This is a genomic window from Streptomyces sp. NPDC085524, from assembly GCF_044541755.1.
Taxonomy (GTDB): domain Bacteria; phylum Actinomycetota; class Actinomycetes; order Streptomycetales; family Streptomycetaceae; genus Streptomyces.
Genome location: NZ_JBITTH010000043.1, coordinates 35,946 through 60,775, shown reverse-complemented (window position 1 = coordinate 60,775; position 24,830 = coordinate 35,946). Strand labels below are relative to the sequence as shown.

20 protein-coding genes and 2 pseudogenes are annotated in these 24,830 nt (G+C 70.6%); 8 read left to right on the top strand and 14 right to left on the bottom strand.

What is annotated here, in order from left to right; genetic code table 11:
• From ACIGFK_RS40135 to ACIGFK_RS40125, 3 genes and pseudogenes are all read left to right on the top strand, one after another.
• Positions 1 to 141, top strand: a pseudogene (locus ACIGFK_RS40135) (2-oxoacid:ferredoxin oxidoreductase subunit beta); the annotation flags it as partial.
• Between the two features lie 165 nt (positions 142 to 306).
• Positions 307 to 1,251 (top strand): EamA family transporter RarD, encoded by a 945-nt coding sequence (gene rarD, locus ACIGFK_RS40130; RefSeq protein WP_376662350.1) that lies wholly within the window; start codon positions 307 to 309, stop codon positions 1,249 to 1,251.
• A 212-nt stretch (positions 1,252 to 1,463) separates the two neighbouring features.
• Positions 1,464 to 2,780: a M28 family metallopeptidase gene (locus tag ACIGFK_RS40125; protein WP_400055841.1), complete on the top strand. Its 1,317-nt coding sequence runs from the start codon at positions 1,464 to 1,466 to the stop codon at positions 2,778 to 2,780.
• Positions 2,781 to 2,864: 84 nt separating this feature from the next.
• Here the strand turns inward: ACIGFK_RS40125 and ACIGFK_RS40120 are convergent, their stop codons facing one another.
• From ACIGFK_RS40120 to ACIGFK_RS40105, 4 genes are all read right to left on the bottom strand, one after another.
• Entirely contained in the window at positions 2,865 to 3,281 is a 417-nt protein-coding gene (locus tag ACIGFK_RS40120; RefSeq protein WP_376662352.1) for a hypothetical protein, read from the bottom strand.
• The gene (locus ACIGFK_RS40115; RefSeq protein WP_376662353.1) at positions 3,278 to 3,481 is read right to left on the bottom strand and encodes a plasmid partition protein ParG; all 204 of its coding nucleotides are present in this window, start codon (positions 3,479 to 3,481) and stop codon (positions 3,278 to 3,280) included. Before ACIGFK_RS40115 ends, ACIGFK_RS40120 begins: the two co-directional genes overlap by 4 nt.
• Before the next feature lie 104 nt (positions 3,482 to 3,585).
• On the bottom strand, positions 3,586 to 4,836 hold the full coding sequence (locus ACIGFK_RS40110; protein ID WP_376658051.1) for an outer membrane lipoprotein carrier protein LolA: 1,251 nt from the start codon (positions 4,834 to 4,836) through the stop codon (positions 3,586 to 3,588).
• A 222-nt stretch (positions 4,837 to 5,058) separates the two neighbouring features.
• Positions 5,059 to 6,069 (bottom strand): polyprenyl synthetase family protein, encoded by a 1,011-nt coding sequence (locus tag ACIGFK_RS40105; protein ID WP_376658052.1) that lies wholly within the window; start codon positions 6,067 to 6,069, stop codon positions 5,059 to 5,061.
• A 189-nt stretch (positions 6,070 to 6,258) separates the two neighbouring features.
• Here ACIGFK_RS40105 and ACIGFK_RS40100 point away from each other — a divergent pair, with 189 nt between their 5' ends.
• Both ACIGFK_RS40100 and ACIGFK_RS40095 read left to right on the top strand, forming a co-directional pair.
• Positions 6,259 to 7,776: a peptide MFS transporter gene (locus ACIGFK_RS40100; protein WP_400055838.1), complete on the top strand. Its 1,518-nt coding sequence runs from the start codon at positions 6,259 to 6,261 to the stop codon at positions 7,774 to 7,776.
• A 22-nt stretch (positions 7,777 to 7,798) separates the two neighbouring features.
• The gene (locus ACIGFK_RS40095; RefSeq protein WP_400055836.1) at positions 7,799 to 9,811 is read left to right on the top strand and encodes a CocE/NonD family hydrolase; all 2,013 of its coding nucleotides are present in this window, start codon (positions 7,799 to 7,801) and stop codon (positions 9,809 to 9,811) included.
• Between the two features lie 179 nt (positions 9,812 to 9,990).
• Here the strand turns inward: ACIGFK_RS40095 and ACIGFK_RS40090 are convergent, their stop codons facing one another.
• Positions 9,991 to 10,809, bottom strand: a complete 819-nt coding sequence (locus ACIGFK_RS40090) for a Cof-type HAD-IIB family hydrolase (protein ID WP_400055834.1) — start codon at positions 10,807 to 10,809, stop codon at positions 9,991 to 9,993.
• 103 nt (positions 10,810 to 10,912) lie between these two features.
• Positions 10,913 to 11,230: pseudogene (locus ACIGFK_RS40085) on the bottom strand (helix-turn-helix domain-containing protein); the annotation flags it as partial.
• Positions 11,231 to 11,438: 208 nt separating this feature from the next.
• Between ACIGFK_RS40085 and fahA the strand changes: the two are divergent.
• The 3 genes from fahA to ACIGFK_RS40070 all read left to right on the top strand — a co-directional run bounded on the left by fahA (position 11,439) and on the right by ACIGFK_RS40070 (position 14,018).
• The gene (gene fahA, locus ACIGFK_RS40080) at positions 11,439 to 12,674 is read left to right on the top strand and encodes a fumarylacetoacetase (RefSeq protein ID WP_386472464.1); all 1,236 of its coding nucleotides are present in this window, start codon (positions 11,439 to 11,441) and stop codon (positions 12,672 to 12,674) included.
• Between the two features lie 107 nt (positions 12,675 to 12,781).
• Positions 12,782 to 13,360: a hypothetical protein gene (locus ACIGFK_RS40075; RefSeq protein WP_376658057.1), complete on the top strand. Its 579-nt coding sequence runs from the start codon at positions 12,782 to 12,784 to the stop codon at positions 13,358 to 13,360.
• Between the two features lie 58 nt (positions 13,361 to 13,418).
• Positions 13,419 to 14,018, top strand: a complete 600-nt coding sequence (locus ACIGFK_RS40070; protein WP_400055832.1) for a Uma2 family endonuclease — start codon at positions 13,419 to 13,421, stop codon at positions 14,016 to 14,018.
• 56 nt (positions 14,019 to 14,074) lie between these two features.
• On the opposite strand, the gene nuoN is transcribed toward ACIGFK_RS40070, so the two are convergent.
• The 8 genes from nuoN to ACIGFK_RS40030 are packed head-to-tail and all read right to left on the bottom strand — an operon-like array spanning position 14,075 to position 24,830.
• On the bottom strand, positions 14,075 to 15,721 hold the full coding sequence (gene nuoN, locus ACIGFK_RS40065; protein WP_376658082.1) for an NADH-quinone oxidoreductase subunit NuoN: 1,647 nt from the start codon (positions 15,719 to 15,721) through the stop codon (positions 14,075 to 14,077).
• A gap of 5 nt (positions 15,722 to 15,726) precedes the next feature.
• Positions 15,727 to 17,322, bottom strand: a complete 1,596-nt coding sequence (locus tag ACIGFK_RS40060) for an NADH-quinone oxidoreductase subunit M (protein WP_376658059.1) — start codon at positions 17,320 to 17,322, stop codon at positions 15,727 to 15,729.
• A 1-nt stretch (position 17,323) separates the two neighbouring features.
• The gene (nuoL, locus tag ACIGFK_RS40055) at positions 17,324 to 19,219 is read right to left on the bottom strand and encodes an NADH-quinone oxidoreductase subunit L (RefSeq protein WP_376658060.1); all 1,896 of its coding nucleotides are present in this window, start codon (positions 19,217 to 19,219) and stop codon (positions 17,324 to 17,326) included.
• 12 nt (positions 19,220 to 19,231) lie between these two features.
• Entirely contained in the window at positions 19,232 to 19,531 is a 300-nt protein-coding gene (gene nuoK, locus ACIGFK_RS40050; protein WP_376658061.1) for an NADH-quinone oxidoreductase subunit NuoK, read from the bottom strand.
• Positions 19,528 to 20,346: an NADH-quinone oxidoreductase subunit J gene (locus ACIGFK_RS40045; RefSeq protein WP_400055828.1), complete on the bottom strand. Its 819-nt coding sequence runs from the start codon at positions 20,344 to 20,346 to the stop codon at positions 19,528 to 19,530. The genes nuoK and ACIGFK_RS40045 overlap by 4 nt, the downstream gene beginning before the upstream one ends.
• Entirely contained in the window at positions 20,343 to 20,960 is a 618-nt protein-coding gene (gene nuoI / locus ACIGFK_RS40040) for an NADH-quinone oxidoreductase subunit NuoI (protein WP_376658063.1), read from the bottom strand. The genes ACIGFK_RS40045 and nuoI overlap by 4 nt, the downstream gene beginning before the upstream one ends.
• Positions 20,953 to 22,317 (bottom strand): NADH-quinone oxidoreductase subunit NuoH, encoded by a 1,365-nt coding sequence (gene nuoH, locus ACIGFK_RS40035; protein WP_376658064.1) that lies wholly within the window; start codon positions 22,315 to 22,317, stop codon positions 20,953 to 20,955. Before nuoH ends, nuoI begins: the two co-directional genes overlap by 8 nt.
• Complete coding sequence (locus ACIGFK_RS40030; RefSeq protein ID WP_400055826.1) at positions 22,314 to 24,830, bottom strand: NADH-quinone oxidoreductase subunit G; 2,517 nt, start codon at positions 24,828 to 24,830, stop codon at positions 22,314 to 22,316. Before ACIGFK_RS40030 ends, nuoH begins: the two co-directional genes overlap by 4 nt.

Sequence of the window (24,830 nt, the reverse complement as noted above, 5' to 3'; positions counted from 1 at the left end):
ATCGGCGTCTTCCGCAGCATCGAGCGGCCCGTCTACGACACCCTCATGGCCGACCAGCTCGACACGGCCGTCGACCAGAAGGGCAAGGGCGACCTCGGCGCCCTCCTGACCGGCAACGACACCTGGACGGTCGTCGGCTGAACCGCCCGCGCGCACCGTACGAAGCCCGGACCTCCCGCCCAGGGAGTCCGGGCTTCTTCGTGCCGTCACGGCAGTGTCATGAGTATCTCCCTCTAACGCTCGTGACATCCGGCCTGTGCGGCGCTACCTTCGGGAGATTGGCCGAAAAGTCGTACAGGAGGGCCCGTGGAGGCACAGAACGAGCAGCGCACGGGTCTGCTCTACGGATTCGGCGCGTACGGGATCTGGGGGCTCGTCCCCCTCTTCTGGCCGCTCCTCAAGCCTTCCGGGGCGGTCGAGATCCTCGCCCACCGCATGGTGTGGTCCCTGGCCGTGGTCGGGGTGGCACTGCTCGCGCTGCGGCGCTGGGGCTGGATGCGGGAGCTGCTGCGCCAGCCCCGCAAGCTGGGCCTGACCGCGCTCGCCGCCTCGATCATCTCCGTGAACTGGGGCCTGTACATCTGGGCCGTCAACAACGGCGCGGTCGTCGAGGCGAGCCTCGGCTACTTCATCAACCCCCTGGTCAGCATCGCGATGGGGGTGCTGGTGCTCGGTGAGCGGCTGCGCCGCGCGCAGTGGGTGGCGGTCGGCATCAGCTTCGCCGCCGTCCTCGTGCTCGCCGTCGGGTACGGGCGGCCGCCATGGATCTCGCTGATCCTGGCCTGCTCCTTCGCCACGTACGGGCTGATCAAGAAGAAGCTCAACATGGGCGGCCTGGAATCGCTGACCGCCGAGACCGCCGTGCTGTTCCTGCCCGCGCTCGGCTACCTGGTGTGGCTGAGCACCCAGGGCCAGTCCACCTTCGCGACGCAGGGGGCGGCGCATTCCGCTCTGCTCGCCGCGACCGGCCTGGTCACCGCGGTCCCGCTGGTGTTCTTCGGGGCGGCCGCCATCCGCGTCCCGCTGTCCACCCTCGGGCTGCTCCAGTACATGGCGCCGGTGTTCCAGTTCGGGCTCGGCGTCCTCTACTTCCACGAAGCCATGCCGCCCGAGCGATGGGTGGGCTTCTCCCTGGTCTGGGCGGCGCTCGCCCTCCTGACCTGGGACGCACTGCGTACGGCGCGGCGCTCGCGGGCCGCGCTGGAGGTCGCGCCCGTCGCCGTCACCGCTCCGGCGCGCGAGCCGGCGTAGCGCTCCGCATCACGGACATCCCCGATCTCACGGTCCCCGGTACGAAACCCTCGTACCGGGGACCGTCCGTTTTCCGAACCACCCTGACCGAATTGTGGTCTTGACGGACAGTCACACTCTCACTCAACATCAGGCTCGCACTGACGCACTAACGCTCACCTGCTCTATACCGCTCGTTCCGTTTCATCCCCGCGGAATTCCGGAGCCCCCACATGAGCCTGTCCGTCTCCCGGCGCCTTGCCGCCGTGACCGCCATCGCGGTCGCGGGCCTGTTCGCCGCCACCGCCCCCGCCGCGCTCGCCGCCCCCACTGCGGTGACCGCGGCGCCCACTCCGCCCGACATCCCGCTGGCCAACGTCAAGGCCCACCTCTCGCAGCTCTCGACGATCGCCGCCAACAACGGCGGCAACCGGGCCCACGGCCGGACCGGTTACAAGGCGTCGATCGACTACGTGAAGGGCAAGCTCGACGCGGCCGGTTTCACCACCACGCTGCAGACCTTCACCTACAACGGCGCGACCGGCTACAACCTGATCGCCGACTGGCCGGGCGGCGACCCGAACTCGGTCCTGATGTCCGGGTCGCACCTGGACTCGGTGACCGGCGGCGCCGGCATCAACGACAACGGCTCCGGCTCGGCCGCCGTCCTGGAAGCCGCGCTCGCGGTGTCCCGGGCGCAGCTCCAGCCGACGAAGCACCTGCGTTTCGGCTGGTGGGGCGCGGAGGAGCTGGGCCTGGTCGGCTCGAAGTACTACGTCAACAACCTGCCGGCCGCCGAGAAGGCGAAGATCTCCGGCTACCTGAACTTCGACATGATCGGCTCGCCGAACCCGGGCTACTTCGTCTACGACGACGACCCGACCATCGAGCAGACCTTCAAGAACTACTACGCGGGCCTCGGCATCCCGACCGAGATCGAGACCGAGGGTGACGGCCGCTCCGACCACGCCCCGTTCAAGAGCGCGGGCATACCGGTCGGCGGTCTGTTCTCCGGCGCCGACTACACGAAGACCGCGGCGCAGGCGCAGAAGTGGGGCGGTACCTCCGGCCAGGCCTTCGACCGGTGCTACCACTCCTCGTGCGACTCGCTGTCGAACATCAACGACACCGCCCTGGACCGCAATGCCGACGCCATCGCCTACGCGATCTGGAACCTCGGGGCGGCCACTCCGGTCCCGCCGGGCCCGTCCTTCGAGAACACGGCCGACGTGTCCATCCCGGACTCCCCGGGCGCCGCGGTGAACTCGCCGATCACGGTCTCGGGCGTCGCGGGCAACGCGCCCGCCACCACCAAGGTCGACGTGAACATCGTCCACACCTACCGCGGTGACCTGGTCGTCGACCTGGTCGCCCCCGACGGCAGCGTCTACAGCCTGTCCAACCGCAGCGGCGGCAGCGCCGACAACATCATCCAGACCTTCACCGTCAACGCCTCCTCCGAGGTCGCCAACGGCGTCTGGAACCTGCGGGTCAAGGACGCGGCGGCACAGGACGTCGGCTACATCAACAGCTGGAAGATCACCTTCTAGTCCGCGGGGGCCGCGGCCCCTACGGCGAGCCGCCCGGGCCCCGGTGCGATCCCCTCGGATCGTGCCGGGGTCCGCTGCGTGCGGCTACGCGTCCTCCCCGGCCGCCCGCAGCGACGCCGACAGCGGTTCCTCGATCCGGGCGCGCAGCTCCTGCGCCACCGCCGCGACGTCCGCGCGGCCCAGTTTCGCCGCCTCCACCAGGTCGCCGAGCTCCTCCGGGGAGGGCAGCTGCCTGGCCCCGGCGACGCGCAGGTACGAGCGGGTCGCGGCGGCCGCGTAGAACTCGTTCATCGGGGATTCCAGCGCCGGGCACACCGCGAGGGTGTGCAGAAACGCGGCGGCCCGCCACGCGGTGTCCGGGGCGGGCTGTTCTGGCACCAGGACGAGGTCGTTCTGGTGCCGGGCAACGGCGGCGGCCACCCCGGAGGGGTCCCATACGGCGGGGTCGGAGGGGAGGTGGTGGGCCAGAGCGGTCCAGGCCCACTCCATGGTGATCTTCAATTGCCGAACCGCTCCTGGAAGTAGCCCCAGTGGTCCGCGAACTCCTCGATGCCGGAGAGGAACTTCTTCCGGTCCTCGTCGAGTTCGCGTTCCGTGACCTCGGTGATCAGCGCGGTGACCGTGGTTCCCAGCGCAGCCGCACGCGCCTTCAGACGTTCATGGAACTCTTCGTTCAGGCGGATGGTCACGTGTTTCGACATCCCATCACCGTACAGCGGGGCCGCTGTACGCGGCAGTGTCACGGCGAAAGGGTGGGCCGGGACACAGTCCCGGCCCACCCTTCGAACACCCCCGCTACATACGGTTACTTGTTGGCGTCGGCGGCCTTCACCAGGGCGTCCTTGGTGACCGCGCCGACGTAGACCTTGCCGTCGTCCGTGATCAGGGCGTTGACCAGACGGGTCGACAGGACGCGGCCCTCACCGAACTTGCCGCTGACCTTGTCGCCGAGGGAGTTCAGGAACTGCTTGGCCTCCTTCGGCGCGTTCTTGTCGTTCTCCAGGTCCTTCAGGCCCTTGCCCGCGCCCGAGTCGATGCGCGCGATCGTGGACCAGCCCTCGCCGAGGACCTTCATGTCGCCGTTCCTGCCGCCCTTGCCGTCCGGGCCGGGCACGGCCCCGTCCATCAGGCCGCCCAGGCCCGGGAAGGAATCCAGGGCGCCCTTCCAGTGCTCGTCCGACCCGGCCTTGCCCTTCTCGCCCTTGCCGGCCCCGTCGGCGCCCTCGGTGACCTTGGCGCCCTTCGGCGCGGTGAAGGCGAAGGTGTCGGCGGACGGCTTGGCGAAGTCCACCTTGGTGAAGCCCGCGTCCACGATCGGCTTGCCGCCCTGGCTGGAGAGCAGCTGCACGCGCAGCGGCACGCCGTTCTTCGCGTCGACAGCGATCTGGACCGAACCGACGGTGGAGCCGCTCTGCTTGGGCTTGAGCACCAGCTGGTAGGCGTCGCGGCCGGCCACCTGCACCGTGTCGCCCACGGAGACGTCGGTGGTCGGGCCGGCGGCCTTCAGGACGTCCTGGGCCAGCTGCTGCGGGGAGGCGGGGAGCCCCTCGCCCTTCTTGCGCTCCGCGCCCTTGCCGGGCCCCTCACTCGACTGGGGCGCCTTCTCGTGGAAGACCTCGTTGGACTTGGAGTCGTAGCCCCACACGTCGGCGCCGTTGTGGATGAGGCTGTACTCGTCCTTGCCGTCGAGGAAGGTCAGCTTCTGGCGGTCCGGACCGTCGGCCGCGACCCGGAAGGTGTGCGTGCCGTTCGCCAGCTGCGCGACCTTGTCCTCCGGGTTGGCGGAGCCGCCCGCGACACCGCCGCCGCCGAGCAGGCCCGTCGCGATCTTCGGCAGGCCGAGGTCGGTGCTGATCTTGGCGGTGCCGGACAGCTGCTCCACGTCCGAAGCGGCGATCTTCTCGATCAGCTGCTGCGCCGTCACCTTCGGCAGGTCGGGTCCCGCGGCGTTGGCGAGGGCCGGGACCAACGCCACGGTCGCCGCGGCCACACCCGCCACCGCCACCGGTACGGCGTACCGGCTGACCTTGCGAGAAGTGTTCGTGTTCGCTGCCATGTCAGTGCCCTGCCCTCTGTGTCCAAGGCGGCGACCCCCGTGTCGCCGCGCTCACCCGATCTGGTGGGGTTGATGACTCCATCTGACCAAAACGGCGGCTCCGGGGCGTCACCCCCCGGACGCAACTGCGCGTACGACCGTGGGATGACACGGGAAGGGCCCCTCCACCCCGACCCGTAGGGGTCGATGGGGCGGAAGGGCCCGTTCCAGTACGTGCCGGGGCTAGCCGGCGCGGTGCACCACCGCGTCGCAGAGCTCCTCCAGAGCCGACTTCGCGAAGTTCTCGGGCAGCGGCGCGAGCATGGCCCGGGCGTCCTCCGCGTACCGGATGGTGTCGCGGCGGGCCTGCTCCAGGGCGGGGTGCGCCCGCAGCCTGGTCAGCACCTCGGCGTGGCGGGCGTCGTCCGTGAGGTCGCCGTCCAGGAGGGTCACGAGTTCCACGTCGTCCGGGTTGCCGCCCTTGGCCGCCATCTCCCGCAGCCGCAGCACGGGCAGGGTGGGGATGCCCTCGCGCAGGTCGGTGCCCGGGGTCTTGCCCGACTCGTGCGCGTCGGAGGCGATGTCGAGGACGTCGTCGGCGAGCTGGAAGGCGGTGCCGAGCCGCTCGCCGTACTGGGTGAGGATGTCGACGACGGACTCGTCGGCGCCGGACATCAGCGCGCCGAAGCGGCCGGAGACGGCGATGAGCGAGCCGGTCTTGCCGGCGATGACGTCGAGGTAGTGCGCGACGGGGTCGCGGCCGTCGCGCGGGCCGGCCGTCTCCAGGATCTGGCCCGTCACCAGCCGCTCGAAGGCCTCCGCCTGGATGCGTACGGCCTCGGGTCCGAGGTCGGCCAGGATGTGCGAGGCGCGGGCGAACAGGAAGTCACCCGTGAGGACGGCCACCGAGTTGCCCCAGCGGGTGTTCGCGCTGGCCACCCCGCGGCGCACGTCCGCCTCGTCCATGACGTCGTCGTGGTACAGCGTGGCGAGGTGCGTGAGCTCCACGACGACGGCGGAGGGCACGATCCCGGGCGCGTACGGATCGCCGAAGCGGGAGGCGAGCATCACGAGCAGCGGCCGGAAGCGCTTGCCTCCGGCGCGCACGAGGTGCTGCGCGGCTTCGGTGATGAAGGGGACTTCGCTCTTGGTGGCCTCCAGCAGACCCGCCTCGACGGCGGCCAGTCCGGCCTGGACATCGGTCTCAAGAGCCTGGTCCCGCACGCTCAGTCCGAACGGCCCGACGACGGTCACGAGGGGTACTCCTGTCTGCTGACGATCACGTTGACGATCACCTGGATTGTCGACGTGTCGCTGCCATCACTCAACCCAGCGTATCGGGTCTGTTTTCGATCACAGAGAGGGCCCGTCCGGCGTCTCCCGCGCACCGCCCGAACCGCACCGGTATGTTCGGGAGGAGCCAAAACAACCGGAGAATGCGTTTTGTCCAGAACTGCGATCGATAGAGACGAGCCTGCGGATCCGGCGGCCGACCAGCCGCCGCCCGGTGACGACCGCGCCTTCCTCGGCCACCCCCGGGGGCTCGCCACGCTCTCCGGACTGGAGGTCTGGGAGCGCTTCTCGTTCCTGGGCATGCAGGCCATCCTCGTCCTCTATTTCGCGGACACCGTGGCCGACGGCGGCCTGGGGATGGACCCGGGCACCGCGGCATCCGTCTCGGCGGCCTACGGAACCATGGTCTACCTCGTCTCCGTCGCCGGCGGTTGGCTCGCCGACCGGATCCTCGGTTCCTACCGGGCCGTGCTGTGGGGCGGCGTCCTGATCGCCTGCGGCCACTACGCAATGGCCGTGCCGACCGCCGCCATGACCTGGGCGGGCCTCGGCCTGATCAGCGCGGGCACCGGCCTGCTCAAGCCGAACGTGGCCGGCATGGTCGGCAAGCTGTACCGGACGGCCGACGAGCGGCGCGACGCCGGCTTCGCCCTCTACTACATGGGCATCAACATCGGCGCCTTCGCCGGACCCCTGATCACGGGCTGGCTCGGCGAGCACAAGGGCTGGCACTGGGGCTTCTCCGCCGCCGCCGTCGGCATGACCGCGGGCCTCGTCCAGTACGTGCTGGGCCGCCGCCACCTGGCCGGACGCAAGCACTCGGCGGAGTTCGCCCTGGCCCCCGACGCGATGCGCTCCGCCGTGACGAAGATCATCGCCGGCTGCCTCGGCTTCGCCGCGCTCGCCACCCTCCTGGCGCTCGCCGGATGGCTCACCATGGACCGCTTCGTCGACCTGCTCACCCTCGTCTCGGTGATCGCCCCGGCCGTCTCCTTCGCGGTCATGTTCCGCAGCGCCCGGGTGACGGCCGGGGAGCGCCGGCGGCTGCGCCCGTACGTGGTCCTCTTCCTGGCCTCGGTCGCCTTCAACTTCATCCTCTTCCAGGCCTACTCGACGATGATGCTGCTGGCATCGACCAGCGCCCGGACCACGATCCTGGGCTTCGACTTCCCGGCGAGCTGGTACGCCTCCGCGCTCGGCGCCTTCGAGGTGCTGCTCGCCCCGGTCGTCGCCGCGCTGTGGGCCCGGATGGGCAGCCGCCAGCCGCACGCCTCGAACAAGATCGCCATCGGGGTGATCCTGGGCGGCCTGTCCTTCCTGCTGATGGTGGTCCCGACCTCGGGGCACGGCGGGGAGGCCTACGAGATGGCCGCCTGGTGGATCGTCGGCTCGTACCTGCTGCTCGGCCTCGGCGACGTCCTGCTGGAGACCTCCGGCATGTCGGCCACCACGAAGCTCGCGCCGAAGGCCTACGGCAACCAGACCATGGCCCTGTGGTTCCTCTCGCTGGCGCTGGCCAACGGCATCCAGGCGCAGGTCGTCAAGGTCTACGGCACGGTCTCCGACCCCGTGTACTTCGGCGTCAACGGCGCCGTCGCGGTCGCCGCGGGCCTGGCCGTCATCGCGCTCGCGCCGTGGCTGCGGCGCACGATGCACCCCGTCCACTGAGCTCCGCAGAGGTGGTTGCCGCATGATCGTCCGCACCGAGTTCCCGTACGAGGCCACCCACGAGGATGTCCGGATCCCGCTCCCGGACGGCGTCGAGCTGTACGCGCGCATCTGGCGCCCGGTCACGGACGAGCCGGTCCCGGCGCTGCTGGAGTACCTCCCGTACCGGCTCACCGACTGGACCGCCCCCCGCGACTGGCAGCGCCACCCCTGGTACGCGGGCCACGGCTACGCCTCCGTACGGGTGGACGTGCGCGGCCACGGGTGCAGCGGGGGCCTCCCGGGTGACGAGTACGACGCCCGCGAACTGGCCGACGGGGTCGCGGTGGTGGAGTGGCTGGCGGCGCAGCCCTGGTGCACGGGGTCGGTGGGCATGTTCGGGATCTCCTGGGGCGGTTTCAACTCCCTCCAGATCGCGGCCCTGGCCCCCGCACCGCTGAAGGCGATCGTCACGGTGTGCTCGACCGACGACCGCTACGACAACGACGTGCACTACATGGGCGGCTCGGTGCTCGCCGTCGACATGCACGCCTGGGCGGCCACCATGCTGGCCTTCGCCTCCCGGCCGCCGGACCCGGCGTACGTCGGCGACGGCTGGCGCCGGCAGTGGCTGGACCGGCTCGAATCGGTCGAACCGCTGGTCCACACCTGGCTCTCGCACCAGACCCGCGACGCCTACTGGCGCCACGGCAGCGTCTGCGAGGACTACTCGGCGATCCGCGCGGCGGTCCTCGCGGTGGGCGGCTGGCACGACCCCTACCGGGACGCCGTGCTGCGGCTGGTCTCCCACCTGCCGTCCTCGCGCGTCCGCGGCCTGATCGGGCCCTGGTCGCACCAGTACCCGGACCGGGGGCTTCCGCCGGGCCCGGCGATCGGCTTCCTCCAGGAGACCCTGCGCTGGTGGGACCACTGGCTCAAGGGCGCGGACAACGGCGTGATGGGCGAGCCGCTGCTGCGTTCCTGGATCAGCGACTCGCACCCGCCGGCCACGGTGTACGAGGAGCTCCCGGGCCGCTGGGTCGGCGACCGGAGCTGGCCCCCGGCCTCCGTCGTCCCCGTGCCGTACGGGCTCCAGGGCGCGCCGGTGGTGGTCGCGTCCCCGCAGCACACCGGGCTGGACGCGGGCCGGTTCTTCCCGTTCGGCAACGACGCGGACCTGCCGCCGGACCAGCGGGAGGAGGACGCGAAGTCGGCGTGCTTCGAGTTCCCGGTGGAGAGCGGGCCCGACGCGGAGGCGGTCGAGGTCCTCGGACGGCCGTCGGTGACGCTGCGGCTGCGCCTGGACGTGCCGTACGGGCAGGTCGTGGCCCGGCTGTGCGACGTCGCGCCCGACGGCTCCTCGACGCTGGTCACGCGGGGCGCGCTGAACCTCTCGGCGCGCCATGGCCGGGACCGGGCGGTGCCGTGGCCCGTCGGCACGTACGAGGACGTCACCTTCGAGCTGAACGGCATCGGGCACTCCTTCCCGCCGGGGCACCGCATCCGCCTCGCCCTCTCGTCCGCGTACTGGCCGTGGATCTGGCCGCGGGCGGGTTCGGAGGCCGGCTGGACCCTGGACCCGGCGGGCAGCGTCCTGACCCTCCCGGTCCGGACGGCGTCCCCCGCCGACGAGGGGATCGTCTTCGAGGCGCCGGAACAGTCGGAGCCGCTCGGCGTGGCCTACCCGGCGACGCTGGACGAACCGCGCCCGGAGCGGCTGGTCGTACGGGACGTGGCGCGCGGGGTGTGGCGGCTGGAGGTGGATCCCCGGTACGGGGGCACGCGGGTGTATCCGGACGGGCTGGAGTACGGCGAGGACGCGGTGGAGGAGTACGAGATCGCCGACGGGGATCCGCTCTCCGCGCGCACCCGCTCGGAGTGGCGGATCCGGCTGCACCGGCCGGAGCTGGGCTGGGACGTGCGCGTGGAGACCCGGTCGGAGATCACGTGCGATGAGGGGGGCTTCGTGACGTCGAACGAGGTGGTGTGCCGGGAGGGAGACGAGGTGGTCTTCCACCGCACCTGGGAACGCCGGCTGCCGCGCGCGGCGGGCTGACGGCGTGCGGCTCCGCCCCGGGCCCTGCTCCTCAAACGCCGGAGGGGCTGGATCTTGCCGTTGCACGGCTCGCAGGTGCACGCCGAGTGCAGGAGACTCCAGCCCGTCCGGAGGGCGATCTTTCAGCCTCGCCGGCGTTTGAGGCGCGGGGTCCGGGGCTCCGCCCCGGCAGCCAGCGGTCAGCCGAACAGCCGTTCCAGGACCACCGCGATGCCGTCCGCCTCGTTCGACAGCGTCACCTCGTCCGCGACGGAGATCAGCTCGCGGTGGGCGTTGGCCATCGCCACCCCCCACGCGGCCCACGCGAACATCGGGACGTCGTTCGGCATGTCGCCGAAGGCGATCGCCGACTCGCCGCCCACCCCCAGCACGGCCGCCGCCCGCGCCAGCCCGCTCGCCTTGTCGATGCCGGGGGGCTGGAGTTCCACCGTGTGCTCCCCCGCCATCGTGACGTTCACCAGGTCCCCGACCACCGCCCGCGCCACCCGCGTCAGTTCGTCGTCGTCCAGCTCCGGGTGCTGGAGCAGCACCTTGTTGATCGGCGAGGCCCACAGGTCGCCGCGCCGCGCCACCCGCACCGTCGGCAGGTGCGGGTGCCACATGCGGTAGCCCGGCCCTATCAGCATCTCGGCGTCCACGCCCTCCTGGTTGACCGCCACGTACACCTCGCCGATCTCCGCCTCGATCTTGCCGAGGGCCACCTCGGCCAGCTCCCGGTCCATGGAGACGGAGTGCAGCAGGCTCCCGCGCGCCGCGTCGTACACCTGCGCGCCCTGCCCGCACACCGCGAGCCCCGTGTAGCCAAGGTCATCCAGGACGTGGCGGACCTGCGGGACGGGCCGGCCGGTGACGATGATGTGCTGGGCGCCGGCCGCGCGGGCCGTGGCGAGCGCCTGGTACGAGCGGGCCGAGACGGTGTCCCCGGCACGCAGCAGAGTCCCGTCCAGGTCAGTGGCGATCAAGGCATGGCGAAGGGCCTGAGGAAGGGCGGAAGTCACCCCGCCAAGGATACGGACCCCGGCGGACAAGTACTACGAATAGCGCCCGAATCCGGCCTCCCGCACGCCCCACTAGCCACTTGACGCGCTCCTGGGTCTGGCAACCCAGGCCAGCCCCGTTCCGCTTTCCTTCCATCGCGGCAAAGAAGGCCTTGAACGCGGCATCCAGATCACGGAGGGACTGCTGCAGCACTACGGCGGACACATCCGCCAACCACCCACGTTCCTCGGTCCGCTTCGCCTGCGTGATGTGCACCTTCGACAAGACTGCCGACGAAACGAACGGCAAGCCCGCCGCACGCGCTTCCCTGCGAGCGTTCAGGCAGTCATTCCACACAACCCGGGCACATCCGAACGCACGTGCCAGCGCCTGGCGCCGAGCGGCACTCGGATACACCCGGTAGTTGTAGCGCAACTGCATGCACCCGACCATGCGACCTCGATTCGGCAGCACATGCGAAAAGATCAGACTTTTACGGAACTGATCCTCTCCGGGTGCTTCGCGCCCCCTCCCATGTGTTTCATCTCCGATTGAGGACCCGAGCTTTCGTGCAGGATCATGGGTAGCGTGTCTCGCACTGTGTATACCGGGCCACCCCCGGACCGCGTCGAAAGCGAGGCAGCACCCCATGCCCCAGCAGAGCCCCCTCGATCTCGCCGAGGGCGACCCGTTCGGGCCGCACAACCTCCCCTACGGCGTCTTCTCGACCGCCGGTGAGGACCGCCGCCGGATCGGCGTGCGGATCGGCGGGTACGTGCTCGACGCGGGGGCGGCCGCCGCCGCGCTCGGTTCCCCGTACGCCGGGCTGCTCGGGCAGTCCTCCCTCAACCCGCTGCTGGCCGCCGGCCGCACCGCCTGGCGCGATGTGCGGCGCGCGCTGACCGCCTGGGTCACCGACCCCGGCCACCGGCCCACCGTGGAACCGCACCTGCTGCCGCTCGACGAGGTCACGCTGCACCTGCCGTACGAGGTCGCCGACTACGTCGACTTCTACGCGAGCGAGCACCACGCCACCAACGTGGGCATGATGTTCCGCCCGGACGGGGACGCGCTGACCCCCAACTGGAAGCACCTGCCCATCGGTTACCACGGCCGCTCGGGAACGATCGTGGTGTCGGGGACGGACGTCGTACGCCCCTCCGGGCAGCGCAAGGCGCCCACCGACCCGGCGCCCGTCTTCGGTCCGTCGGTCAAGCTCGACATCGAGGCCGAGGTCGGCTTCGTCGTCGGCACCCCGTCCGAGCTGGGCTCCCCGGTACCGCTGGGCGCGTTCGAGGACCACGTCTTCGGGCTGTTCCTGCTCAACGACTGGTCGGCGCGCGACATCCAGGCCTGGGAGTACGTGCCGCTCGGCCCCTTCCTGGGCAAGTCCTTCGCAACCTCCGTCTCCGCCTGGGTGACCCCGCTGGAGGCCCTGGACGCGGCCCGTGTCGCCCCGCCCGCCCGGGACTTCCCGCTCCTGCCCTACCTGGACGACGCGGACACCGAGCGCCCCGGCGGCTTCGACCTGCACATCACCGTCTCCATCAACGGGCAGGAGGTGGCGCAGCCGCCGTTCGCCTCCATGTACTGGACGGCCGCGCAGCAGCTCGCGCACATGACGGTCAACGGCGCCTCCCTGCGCACGGGCGACGTGTACGGCTCCGGCACCGTCAGCGGCCCCGAGGTGGGCCAGCGCGGTTCGCTGCTGGAGCTGACCTGGAACGGCCGCGACGCCATCGAGCTCACGGACGGCAAGCGCACCTTCCTGGAGGACGGCGACACCGTCACCCTGACCGCCTGGGCCCCCGGCACCGACGGCACGCGCGTCGGCCTCGGCGAGGTCACCGGCCGCATCGTGGCGGCCCGTCAGTACACCCAGTAGGCCAGCCGGGCGCAGTCCGCGTGCGCGGGGCGCGACGGAATCGGATGGTGGACGGACGGGACGGGCCGGGCGGCCCGTTCCGCCCGTCCCCACCGCGAGGAGCCGCCATGCCCGCACTGCGTTTGAAGACCGTCCTCACCTGCGTCGCCGCGGCGTCCCTCGCGCTGGCCGTGGTCCCCGCGGCCCACGCGGTCGACGGGCCCGCCCCCGACCCCCGCAACGTCCAGGCCATGCGCGACATGGCCACGGCGATCCGGGTGACGGCCAAGTACGTGGACGAGCGGCAGGCGCTGGCCGACGGGTACGTGCCGCACGGCATGCCGTGCATGACGAATCCGTTCGGGGTCGGCGCCATGGGCTACCACTACGTCAAGGAGGCCTACTGGGGTTCGAAGGACCCGAGCAAGCCGACGGCGCTCCTCTACAGCACCGAGAAGGACCGCAACGGCCGGCGCAAGCTGCAGGCCGTGGAGTGGATGTCGAGCGACCGGGACCAGGACCTGACGACCGCCGACGACCGCCCGAGCATGTTCGGGCTGCCCTTCGACGGGCCGATGCCCGGCCACTGGGCGGGCATGCCCAAGCACTTCGACCTCCACCTGTGGGCGTACGAGAACAACCCGGCCGGCCGCTTCCACAACTGGAACCCCGCCCTCACGTGCTCCGGGCATATGACTCACTCGTAAGGACGGCTTTCGCGGGAAGCCCGGCGATACGCTGGATGCACGCGCGAAACTCCGGCTCATGGGAGCACTGATGAAACCGGAACACAGCTGGCCGATCCCGCCCCCCGGCGGCTGGACTGCCGATGACCTGGACACGCTTCCGAATCTGCCTCCGCACACGGAGCTGATCGACGGGAGCCTGATCTTCGTGAGTCCGCAGACCCTCTTCCATACACGAGCGGTCGACTTCTTCAACTGGCAGCTGCAGTCGCTGGTTCCGGAAGGCCTTGAGGTCCTGCGGGAGTTCACCATCGACATCGACCGGCGCAATCGTCCCGAGCCCGACGTCATCGTGTTCCGTGACGACGCCATCCACGGCCTCGAACAGACCCGCCTGCCCGCCGGAACCGTTCTGCTGGCCGTCGAGGTCGTGTCTCCGGAGTCGATCGACCGGGATCGAGAGACCAAGCCGGTCAAGTACGCGCGGGCGGGCATTCCCCACTACTGGCGGGTCGAGAACAAGGACGGTCGAGCGGTCGTCTACGTCTTCGAGCGCGAGCCGGTCAGCGGTGGCTACGTCGCCTCCGGGATCTTCCACGACCGTCTCAAGGTCTCCGTCCCCTTCCCCGTCGACCTGGACCTCACCGCCATCACGCCACAGCGCAGGCACCCCGAGTAACCCGGAGGGCCCGGCTCCCCCACGGGAGCCGGGCCCTCACACACGCGTGGACCGGGTCAGCGGACGAACGTGCTCGCCTGCCCGGCCAGCTCCAGGAAGTACTGCGGCGCCAGGCCCAGCACCAGGGTGACGGCGACGCCCACCGCGATGGTGGTCATCGTCAGCGGCGAGGGCACGGCCACGGTCGGGCCGTCCGCCTTCGGCTCGCTGAAGAACATCAGGACGATCACCCGGATGTAGAAGAACGCGGCGATCGCGGACGAGATGACACCGACCACGACCAGCACTCCCGCGCCGCCCTCCGCCGCCGCCTTGAACACGGCGAACTTTCCGGAGAAGCCCGAGGTCAGCGGGATGCCGGCGAAGGCCAGCAGGAAGACCGCGAACACCGCCGCCGTGAGCGGCGAACGACGGCCCAGGCCCGCCCACTTCGACAGGTGCGTCGCCTCGCCGCCCGCGTCGCGCACCAGCGTGACCACGGCGAAGGCGCCGATCGTCACGAAGGAGTACGCGCCCAGGTAGAAGAGGACGGACTGGACGCCCTCCGCCGAGGTCGCGATCACACCCGCCAGGATGAAGCCCGCGTGCGCGATCGAGGAGTAGGCGAGGAGGCGCTTGACGTCGGTCTGGGTCACGGCGATCACCGCACCCGCCAGCATCGTGACGATGGCCACCGCCCACATCACCGGCCGCCAGTCCCAGCGCAGGCCGGGGAGGACGACGTAGAGCAGGCGCAGCAGCGCGCCGAACGCGGCCACCTTCGTCGCCGCGGCCATGAAGCCGGTGACCGGGGTCGGGGCGCCCTGGTAGACGTCCGGGGTCCACATGTGGAAGGGGACCGCGCCGACCTTGAAGAGCAGGCCCATCAGCAGCAGCGCCCCGCCGATCAGCAGGAGCGCGTCGTTGCCCATGGTCGTGGCGAGCGCCGGGTCCACGCGGGAGACGGTGCCGTCGACCACGTCGGCGATCGCCGCGTACGAGACCGAGCCCGCGTACCCGTAGACCAGGGCGATGCCGAAGAGGAAGAAGGCGGAGGAGAAGGCGCCCAGCAGGAAGTACTTCACCGCGGCCTCCTGCGACATCAGCCGCTGGCGGCGGGCGACGGCGCAGAGCAGGTACAGCGGGAGGGAGAAGACCTCCAGCGCGATGAACAGCGTCAGCAGGTCGTTGGCCGACGGGAAGATCAGCATCCCGGAGACGGCGAACAGGGCGAGCGGGAACACCTCGGTGGTGGTGAAGCCCGCCTTGACCGCGGCCTTCTCGCTGTCGCTGCCCGGTACGGACGCCGCCTGCGCGGCGAAGGAATCCACCCGGTTGCCGTGCGCGGCCGGGTCCAGGCGCCGCTCGGCGAAGGTGAAGACCGCGACGATCGACGCCAGCAGGATCGTGCCCTGCAGGAACAGGGCCGGGCCGTCCACGGCGATCGCACCCATCGCGGCGATGTGGGCCTTGGTGGACCCGTACCCGCCGGCCGCGAGGCCGACGACCGCCGCGAAGGCCGAGGCCAGAGCGGCGACGGCGATGAACACCTGGACGTAGTAGCGGGACTTGCGCGGCACGAAGGCCTCGACGAGGACTCCGAGGACCGCCGCGCCCACCACGATCAGCGTGGGTGCGAGCTGTGCGTACTCGATCTTCGGTGCCGGGATCTTGTCGACCGGCGCCGCGGCCGCCAGTGTCCACAGGCTGTGGGCAGCAGTCATCGCGCTCACTTCGCCGCCTCCACTTCAGGAGCAGGGTCCGTCTGCTTCACGTCGGACATGGTGTACTGCACCGCCGGGTTGACGATGTCGGTGAGCACCTTCGGGTAGACGCCCAGCCCGATCAGCAGCACGATCAGCGGGGCCACCACCAGCACCTCCCGCAGGCGCAGGTCCGGCATGGTGCGGACCTCCTCCTTCACGGGGCCGGTCATCGTGCGCTGGTAGAGCACCAGCGTGTAGAGCGCGGCCAGCACGATGCCGATGGTCGCGATGATGCCGACGACCGGGTACCGGGCGAACGTGCCGACCAGGACCAGGAATTCGCTGACGAAGGGCGCGAGGCCCGGCAGCGAGAGGGTGGCGAGGCCGCCGATCAGGAAGGTGCCGGCGAGGACCGGCGCCACCTTCTGGACGCCGCCGTAGTCGGCGATGAGCCGCGAGCCGCGCCGGGAGATCAGGAAGCCGGCGACCAGCATCAGCGCCGCCGTCGAGATCCCGTGGTTGACCATGTAGAGCGTGGCGCCGGACTGCCCCTGGGAGGTCATCGCGAAGATGCCCAGGATGATGAAGCCGAAGTGCGAGATCGAGGCGTAGGCGACCAGCCGCTTGATGTCCCGCTGCCCGACCGCGACCAGCGCGCCGTAGACGATGCTGATCAGGGCCAGTACGAGGATCACGGGCGTGGCCCACTTGCTGGCGTCGGGGAAGAGCCCGAGGCAGAAGCGGAGCATCGCGAAGGTGCCGACCTTGTCGACGACCGCGGTGATCAGGACGGCGACCGGTGCGGTGGACTCGCCCATCGCGTTCGGCAGCCAGGTGTGCAGCGGCCACAGCGGCGCCTTCACCGCGAAGGCGAAGAAGAAGCCGAGGAACAGCAGCCGCTCGGTGTTGGTCGCCATGTCGAGCGTGCCCGCGGCGCGCGCGGCGGTGATCTCCTGGAGCGAGAAGTTGCCGGCGACCACGTACAGCCCGATGACCGCGGCCAGCATGATCAGGCCGCCGACCAGGTTGTAGAGGAGGAACTTGACCGCCGCGTACGAGCGCTGCGCGGCCGCGTTCTCGTCCGTGCCCGCATGGGCCCGGTCCCCGAAGCCGCCGATGAGGAAGTACATCGGGATGAGCATGGCTTCGAAGAAGATGTAGAAGAGGAAGACGTCGGTGGCCTCGAAGGAGATGATCACCATCGCCTCGACCAGCAGGATCAGGGCGAAGAAGCCCTGGGTCGGCCGCCAGCGGGAGCCCGCAGCGAAGCTGCTGTTGGCTGCTTCGGTCTCCAGCGGATCGGCGTCGTGCCAGCCGGCCGCGATCACGAAGGGGATCAGCAGCGCGGTGAGCGCGATGAGCGCCACCCCGATGCCGTCCACGCCCAGTTCGTAGCTGACCCCGAAGTCGGGGATCCAGGCGTGGGACTCGGTGAGCTGGTAGCGGTCGCCACCGGGCTCGAAGCGGACCGCGACGAGCACGGCCAGGGCCAGGGTCGCCAGCGAGAAGAGCAGCGCGAGCCACTTGGCGGCGGTCCTGCGGGCAGCCGGGACGGCCGCCGTCAGGACCGCGCCGACCGCGGGCACCGCGGCCGTCACCGTCAGCAGGGGAAAGGACATCTCACACCGCCCTCATCAGCAGGGTCGCGGCGATCAGGATCGCCGTGCCCCCGAACATCGAGACCGCGTAGCTGCGGACGTAGCCGTTCTGGAGCCTCCGCAGCCGGCCCGACAGCCCGCCGACCGAGGCGGCCGTCCCGTTGACCACCCCGTCGACGAGGCTGTGGTCCACGTACACCAGCGAGCGGGTCAGGTGCTCCCCGCCGCGCACGAGCACGACGTGGTTGAAGTCGTCCTGGTAGAGGTCCCTGCGGGCCGCCCGGGTGAGGAGCGAGCCGCGCGGGGCGACCACGGGGACGGACTTGCGTCCGTACATCGACCAGGCGAGGGCGACGCCGACGACGAGGACCACCATGGTGGACGCGGTCACCGTCATGGCGCTGACCGGGGAGTCGCCGTGCGAGTAACCGGTGACGGGCTCCAGCCACTTCAGGAAGTGCTCGCCGATCTCGAAGTAGGCGCCGGCGAAGACCGATCCGAACGCCAGGATGACCATGGGGATGGTCATGGACTTCGGGGACTCGTGCGGGTGGGGCTGGTGGCCTTCGGCGTCGGGCTGCCAGCGCTTCTCGCCGAAGAAGGTGAGGAGCATGACGCGGGTCATGTAGAAGGCGGTGATGCCGGCGCCCAGCAGGGTGACCCCGCCGAGGATCCAGCCCTGGGTGCCGCCCTTGGCGAACGCCGCCTCGATGATCATGTCCTTGGAGAAGAAGCCGGACAGGCCGGGGAAGCCGATGATCGCGAGGTAGCCGAGGCCGAAGGTGACGAAGGTGACCGGCATGTACGTGCGCAGTGCGCCGTACTTGCGCATGTCGACCTCGTCGTTCATCCCGTGCATCACGGAACCGGCGCCGAGGAAGAGGCCCGCCTTGAAGAAGCCGTGCGTGACCAGGTGCATGATCGCGAAGACGTATCCGATCGGGCCGAGGCCCGCCGCGAGGATCATGTAGCCGATCTGCGACATCGTCGAACCGGCCAGGGCCTTCTTGATGTCGTCCTTCGCGCAACCGACGATCGCACCGAAGAGGAGCGTGACCGCGCCCACGACGGTGACCACGAGCTGCGCGTCCGGCGCCCCGTTGAAGACGGCGGCCGACCGGACGATCAGGTAGACGCCGGCCGTCACCATCGTCGCCGCGTGGATCAGGGCCGAGACCGGGGTCGGGCCCTCCATCGCGTCGCCGAGCCAGGACTGCAGCGGCACCTGGGCGGACTTGCCGCAGGCGGCCAGCAGCAGCATCAGGCCGATCGCCGTGAGCTTGCCCTCCGAGGTCTCGCCGACCGCGCCGAACACCGGCCCGAAGGTGAAGGTCCCGAAGGTGGTGAACATCAGCATGATCGCGATCGACAGGCCCATGTCGCCGACGCGGTTGACCAGGAAGGCCTTCTTCGCGGCGGTGGCCGCGCTGGGCTTGTGCTGCCAGAAGCCGATCAGGAGGTACGAGGCGAGGCCGACGCCCTCCCAGCCGAAGTACAGCAGCAGGTAGTTGTCGGCGATGACGAGCAGCAGCATCGCCGCGACGAAGAGGTTGAGGTAGCCGAAGAAGCGGCGGCGGCGCTCGTCGTGCTCCATGTACCCGATCGAGTACACGTGGATGAGCGTGCCCACCCCGGTGATCAGAAGGACGAACGTCATCGACAACTGGTCGAGCTGGAAGGCGATGTCCGCCTGGAAGCCCTCCACCGGGATCCAGGTCCACAGCTTCTGGGTCAGGGTCCGGTCGTCGGCCGCGCGCCCCAGCATGTCCGCGAAGAGGACGGCGCCGATCCCGAACGAGACGGCCGCGAGGACGGTGCCGATCCAGTGGCCCGACTTGTCGAGGCGCCGGCCGCCGCACAGCAGCACCGCCGCTCCGAGCAGGGGCACTGCCACCAGCAGCGCAATCAGATTCTCCACTGTGAACGCCCCTTACAGCTTCATCAGGCTGGCGTCGTCGACCGAGGCCGAGTGGCGGCTACGGAACAGCGACACGATGATCGCGAGGCCCACGACGACCTCCGCGGCGGCGACGACCATCGTGAAGAACGCGATGATCTGGCCGTCGAGGTTGCCGTGCATCCGGGAGAACGCGACGAAGGCGAGGTTGCAGGCGTTGAGCATCAGCTCGATGCACATGAACAGCACGATCGCGTTCTTGCGGATCAGCACACCGGTCGCACCGATGGTGAACAGCAGGGCCGCCAGGTACAGGTAGTTGACCGGGTTCACTTCGAGGCCTCCTCACGCGAGTCACGGCCGAGGCGCTCCGCGGAGCTCTGCTCCAGCGCCTTGAGGTCGTCCAGGGCCTGGCTGGAGACGTCGCGGATCTGGCCGCGGGCACGCAGCGTCTTGCTGACCGTCAGCTCGGACGGGGTGCCGTCCGGCAGCAGGCCGGCGACGTCCACCGCGTTGTGCCGGGCGTAGACGCCGGGTGCGGGCAGCGGCGGGAGCTGCACTCCCTCGCGTACGCGCTTCTCCGCGAGCTCGCGCTGGGTGGCGGCCCGCTCGGTGCGCTCGCGGTGGGTGAGCACCATCGCGCCGACGGCCGCGGTGATCAGCAGGGCGCCGGTGATCTCGAAGGCGAAGACGTACTTGGTGAAGATCAGTCGCGCCAGGCCCTCGACGTGTCCGGCGGAGTTGATCCGGCCGAGCCCGTTGAAGTGGGTGAGCCCGGCGTTGCCGATGCCGGCGAACAGCAGGATGCCGAAGCCGAGTCCGCACAGGAGGGCCATCCAGCGCTGGCCCTTGATGGTCTCCTTCAGGGAGTCGGCGGCGGTGACGCCGACGAGCATGACCACGAAGAGGAAGAGCATCATGATCGCGCCGGTGTAGACGATGACCTGGACGACGCCCAGGAAGTACGCCCCGTTGGCGAGGTAGAAGACCGCCAGGATGATCATCGTCCCGGCGAGGCTGAGTGCGCTGTGCACGGCCTTCTTCATCAGGATCGTGGACAGCGCGCCGATGACGGCGACCGTGCCGAGGACCCAGAACTGGACCGCCTCGCCCGTGGAGGTCGTGGTGGCGGCTGCGAGGGCGCTCATGCCCCCACCTCCTCGGCGTGCCCGTTGCTCTCCGCGTCGTCCGCGGCCTCACCCTTCGAGACGGCCACCTGCCGGACGGTGCCGGGGGCGGCCCCCGTCACCAGTCCGCGGTAGTAGTCCTGCTCGTCGGCGCCCGGGAAGATCGAGTGCGGCGCCTCGACCATGCCCTCGGTCAGGCCCGCCAGCAGCTGCTCCTTGGTGTAGATGAGCGACTCGCGGCTGGCGTCGGCCAGTTCGAACTCGTTCGTCATCGTCAGCGCCCGCGTCGGGCACGCCTCGACGCACAGCCCGCACAGGATGCAGCGGGCGTAGTTGATCTGGTAGACGCGGCCGTAGCGCTCACCCGGGGAGTACCGCTCCTCCTCCGTGTTGTCCGCGCCCTCCACGTAGATCGCGTCGGCGGGACAGGCCCAGGCGCACAGCTCGCACCCGATGCACTTCTCCAGACCGTCGGGGTGCCGGTTCAGCTGGTGGCGTCCGTGGAAACGCGGGGCGGTCGTCTTCTGCTGCTCCGGGTACTGCTCGGTGAGGCGCTTCTTGAACATGGCCTTGAAGGTCACGCCGAAGCCCGCAACCGGGTTCTGCCACTTCTCGCTCTGGTCAGCGTCAGACATTCTCAGCACCCTCCTCTCGGTCACTCTCGGAATTCGTCCCGCCACTGACGATCAGCTCCCGCTCGCCGCGGGGCCGCCTGCGCGGCACGGGTGCCAGGTGCTGGCCGGGCTTGGGCGGCACGGGGAATCCGCCCGCCAGCGGGTCGAAGGGCGCGGTGTCCTGCACGGCCGCGGCCTTCTCGCGCTTCTCGCGCTTGTCGCGGAAGAGGTCCGCGACGAAGGAGAGCAGCAGGATCGCGACGACGGCGCCGCCGACGTAGAGGACGATCTGGCTGAAGTCGTAACTCTCGTTGCGCAGCGCCCGGACGGTGGCGACCAGCATCAGCCAGACCACGGAGACCGGGATCAGGACCTTCCAGCCGAGCTTCATCAGCTGGTCGTAGCGCACGCGCGGCAGCGTGCCGCGCAGCCAGATGAAGAAGAAGAGCAGCAGCTGCACCTTGAGGACGAACCAGAGCATCGGCCACCAGCCGTGGTTCGCGCCCTCCCAGTACGTGGAGATCGGCGCCGGGGCCCGCCAGCCGCCCAGGAAGAGGGTGACCGAGACCGCGGAGACGGTGACCATGTTGACGTACTCGGCCAGCATGAAGAGCGCGAACTTGATCGACGAGTACTCGGTGTTGAAGCCGCCGACCAGGTCGCCCTCGGACTCCGGCATGTCGAAGGGGGCGCGGTTCGTCTCGCCGACCATCGTGACGACGTAGATGATGAAGGAGACCGGCAGCAGGATGATGAACCAGCGGTCGGCCTGGGCCTCGACGATCGCCGAGGTCGACATCGACCCGGAGTAGAGGAAGACCGAGGCGAAGGCCGCGCCCATCGCGATCTCGTACGAGATCATCTGCGCGCAGGAGCGCAGGCCGCCGAGGAGCGGGTACGTCGAGCCGGAGGACCAGCCGGCCAGCACGATGCCGTAGATGCCGACCGAGGCCACCGCGAGGACGTACAGCATCGCGATCGGCAGGTCGGTCAGCTGCATCGAGGTGCGCTGGCCGAAGATGGAGACCTCGTTGCCGGCGGGCCCGAAGGGGATCACCGCGATGGCCATGAAGGCCGGGATCGCCGCGATGATCGGGGCCAGGACGTAGACGACCTTGTCGGCCCGCTTGACGATGACGTCTTCCTTGAGCATCAGCTTCACGCCGTCGGCGAGCGACTGGAGCATGCCCCAGGGGCCGTGCCGGTTCGGGCCGATGCGCAGCTGCATCCAGGCGACGACCTTGCGCTCCCACACGATGGAGAACAGCACGGTCACCATCAGGAAGGCGAAGCAGAAGACCGCCTTCAGCAGGACCAGCCACCACACGTCGTGGCCGAACAGGCTGAGGTCCTCGGCGGCCAGCTCTACCGCGTTCACGCGCCCACCTCCGCAGGGGTGCCATCGGCGTCGGCCGGGGTCGCCGGACCGATGCGTACGAGGGCGCCGGGGGCGGCGCCCATGTCGGCGAGGACGCCGGAGCCGGCGGAGTTCAGCGGGAGCCAGACCACCCGGTCGGGCATCTCGGTGATCCGCAGCGGCAGTTCCACGGAGCCGGCCGGGCCGGTGACCGCGAGGACGTCGCCGTTCTTGACGCCCGTCTCGGCGGCCGTGGCGGCCGACAGCCGGGCGCTCGCCTCGTGCCGGGTCCCGGCCAGGGCGTCGTCGCCCTCCTGGAGCCTGCCCTGGTCGAGCAGCAGCCGGTGGCCCGCGAGGACCGCCTCGCCGACGCCCGGGCGGGGCATCGGCAGCGCGTCGGTGGACTGCTCGGTGGCCAGCGGCCCCTCCCACGGGCCGAGCCGCTCCAGCTCCCGGCGTACGGCGTGCACGTCGGGCAGCGCGAGCGGCCGGTCGGCCGCGTCGGCCAGCATGTGCAGGACGCGGGAGTCGGCCGGGGCGAGCCGGCGGGTCATCTGGTCGGGCTTGAGCGCGGCCTCGAACGGCCGGACCCTGCCCTCCCAGTTGATGAACGTGCCGTCCTTCTCGGCGACCGCGGCCACCGGGAACACCACGTCCGCGTGGTAGGTGACCTCGCTCGGCCGCAGCTCCAGGGAGACCACGAAGGCCTCCTGGAGCGCGGTGCGGGCGCGGGCCGGGTCGGGCAGGTCCGTGACCTCGACGCCCGCCACGAGCAGGGCGGACAGCTCGCGCGTGGCCGCGGCCTCGACGATCTGGCCGGTGTCGCGGCCGTAGCGGTGCGGGAGCTCGTCCAGCCGCCAGGCCGAGGCGACCTCGTCGCGGGCCCGCGGGTCGGTTGCCGGACGGCCGCCCGGCAGCAGGGACGGCAGCGCGCCCGCCTCGACGGCGGCCCGCTCCCCGGCCCGGCGCGGGATCCACACCAGCTTCGCGCCGGTCGCGGCGGCGGCCCGTACGGCGGCGGTCAGCGCGCCGGGCACGCCGGCGAGGCGCTCCCCGACGACGATGACCGCGCCGGACGTGCGCAGCCCCGTCGCGGCTTCGGCGCCGCGGCCCGCCAGGCCCGTGCCGGAGGCGAGGGCGTCCAGCCATTCGGGCTCGGTGCCGGGCGCGGCGGCCAGCAGGGTGCCGCCCGCCTTCTCCAGGCCGCGGGTGGTGAAGGGGGCCAGGGCGAAGGTCCGCTGCTTCCGCTTGCGGTGGGCCTTGCGCAGCCGCAGGAAGACCCCGGGGGCCTCCTCCTCGGCCTCGATGCCGACGAGCAGCACGGCCGGGGCCGCTTCCAGCGAGCCGTAGGTGACCCCGTCGCCGTCGAGGTCCTTGCCGGTGCCGGCCACGGTGGCGGCCAGGAACTCGGCCTCCTCCGCGCTGTGCACGCGGGCCCGGAAGTCGATGTCGTTGGTGTCGAGCACCACGCGGGCGAACTTGGCGTACGCGTACGCGTCCTCGACGGTCAGCCGGCCGCCGGTCAGGACGCCGGCCCGGCCGCGCGCGGCCGCGAGCCCGTTCGCCGCGGCTTCCAGGGCCTCGGGCCAGCTCGCCGGGGCGAGCACCCCGTCGGTGCCGCGCACCATCGGGGTGGTGAGCCGGTCCGGGCGCTGCGCGTAGCGGAACCCGAAGCGGCCCTTGTCGCACACCCATTCCTCGTTGACCTCGGGGTCCTCGGCGGCGAGGCGGCGCAGCACCTTCCCGCGCCGGTGGTCGGTCCGGGTCGCGCAGCCGCCCGCGCAGTGCTCGCACACGCTCGGGGAGGAGACGAGGTCGAAGGGGCGGGAGCGGAACCGGTAGGCGGCCGAGGTCAGCGCGCCGACGGGGCAGATCTGGATGGTGTTGCCGGAGAAGTACGACTCGAACGGGTCGCCCTCGCCGGTGCCGACCTGCTGGAGTGCGCCGCGCTCGACCAGTTCGATCATCGGGTCGCCGGCGATCTCGTTGGAGAAGCGGGTGCAGCGCGCGCACAGCACGCACCGCTCGCGGTCCAGCAGCACCTGCGTGGAGATCGGGACCGGCTTCTCGTAGGTGCGCTTGCGGCCCTCGAAACGCGATTCGGCGTTGCCGTGCGACATCGCCTGGTTCTGCAGGGGGCACTCGCCGCCCTTGTCGCAGACCGGGCAGTCCAGCGGGTGGTTGATGAGCAGCAGCTCCATCACCCCGCGCTGGGCCTTGTCGGCGACCTCGGAGGTCAGCTGCGTCTTGACGACCATGCCGTCGGTGCAGGTGATGGTGCAGGAGGCCATCGGCTTGCGCTGGCCCTCGACCTCGACGATGCACTGGCGGCAGGCGCCGGCCGGGGAGAGGAGGGGGTGGTCGCAGAAGCGGGGGATCTCGACGCCGATCTGCTCGGCGGCCCGGATGACGAGGGTGCCCTTGGGCACCGACAGCTCGACGCCGTCGATGGTCAGCGAAACGGTGTCTTCGGCGGCCTTCGGCCGCCCGGCCGCGTCTCCCCCGGAGGGGCCGGCGGACGTGGTGACGGTCAT

Bases quoted from the DNA above. Each gene is read 5' to 3' on its own strand.
- ACIGFK_RS40060 (WP_376658059.1), bottom strand. From the start codon at position 17,322: ATGTCCTTTCCCCTGCTGACGGTGACGGCCGCGGTGCCCGCGGTCGGC.
- ACIGFK_RS40095 (WP_400055836.1), top strand. From the start codon at position 7,799: ATGATCGTCCGCACCGAGTTCCCGTACGAGGCCACCCACGAGGATGTC.
- ACIGFK_RS40115 (WP_376662353.1), bottom strand. From the start codon at position 3,481: ATGTCGAAACACGTGACCATCCGCCTGAACGAAGAGTTCCATGAACGT.
- ACIGFK_RS40125 (WP_400055841.1), top strand. From the start codon at position 1,464: ATGAGCCTGTCCGTCTCCCGGCGCCTTGCCGCCGTGACCGCCATCGCG.
- ACIGFK_RS40075 (WP_376658057.1), top strand. From the start codon at position 12,782: ATGCCCGCACTGCGTTTGAAGACCGTCCTCACCTGCGTCGCCGCGGCG.
- ACIGFK_RS40045 (WP_400055828.1), bottom strand. From the start codon at position 20,346: ATGAGCGCCCTCGCAGCCGCCACCACGACCTCCACGGGCGAGGCGGTC.
- ACIGFK_RS40110 (WP_376658051.1), bottom strand. From the start codon at position 4,836: ATGGCAGCGAACACGAACACTTCTCGCAAGGTCAGCCGGTACGCCGTA.
- fahA (WP_386472464.1), top strand. From the start codon at position 11,439: ATGCCCCAGCAGAGCCCCCTCGATCTCGCCGAGGGCGACCCGTTCGGG.
- ACIGFK_RS40070 (WP_400055832.1), top strand. From the start codon at position 13,419: ATGGGAGCACTGATGAAACCGGAACACAGCTGGCCGATCCCGCCCCCC.
- nuoI (WP_376658063.1), bottom strand. From the start codon at position 20,960: ATGTCTGACGCTGACCAGAGCGAGAAGTGGCAGAACCCGGTTGCGGGC.
- nuoN (WP_376658082.1), bottom strand. From the start codon at position 15,721: ATGACTGCTGCCCACAGCCTGTGGACACTGGCGGCCGCGGCGCCGGTC.
- ACIGFK_RS40030 (WP_400055826.1), bottom strand. From the start codon at position 24,830: ATGACCGTCACCACGTCCGCCGGCCCCTCCGGGGGAGACGCGGCCGGG.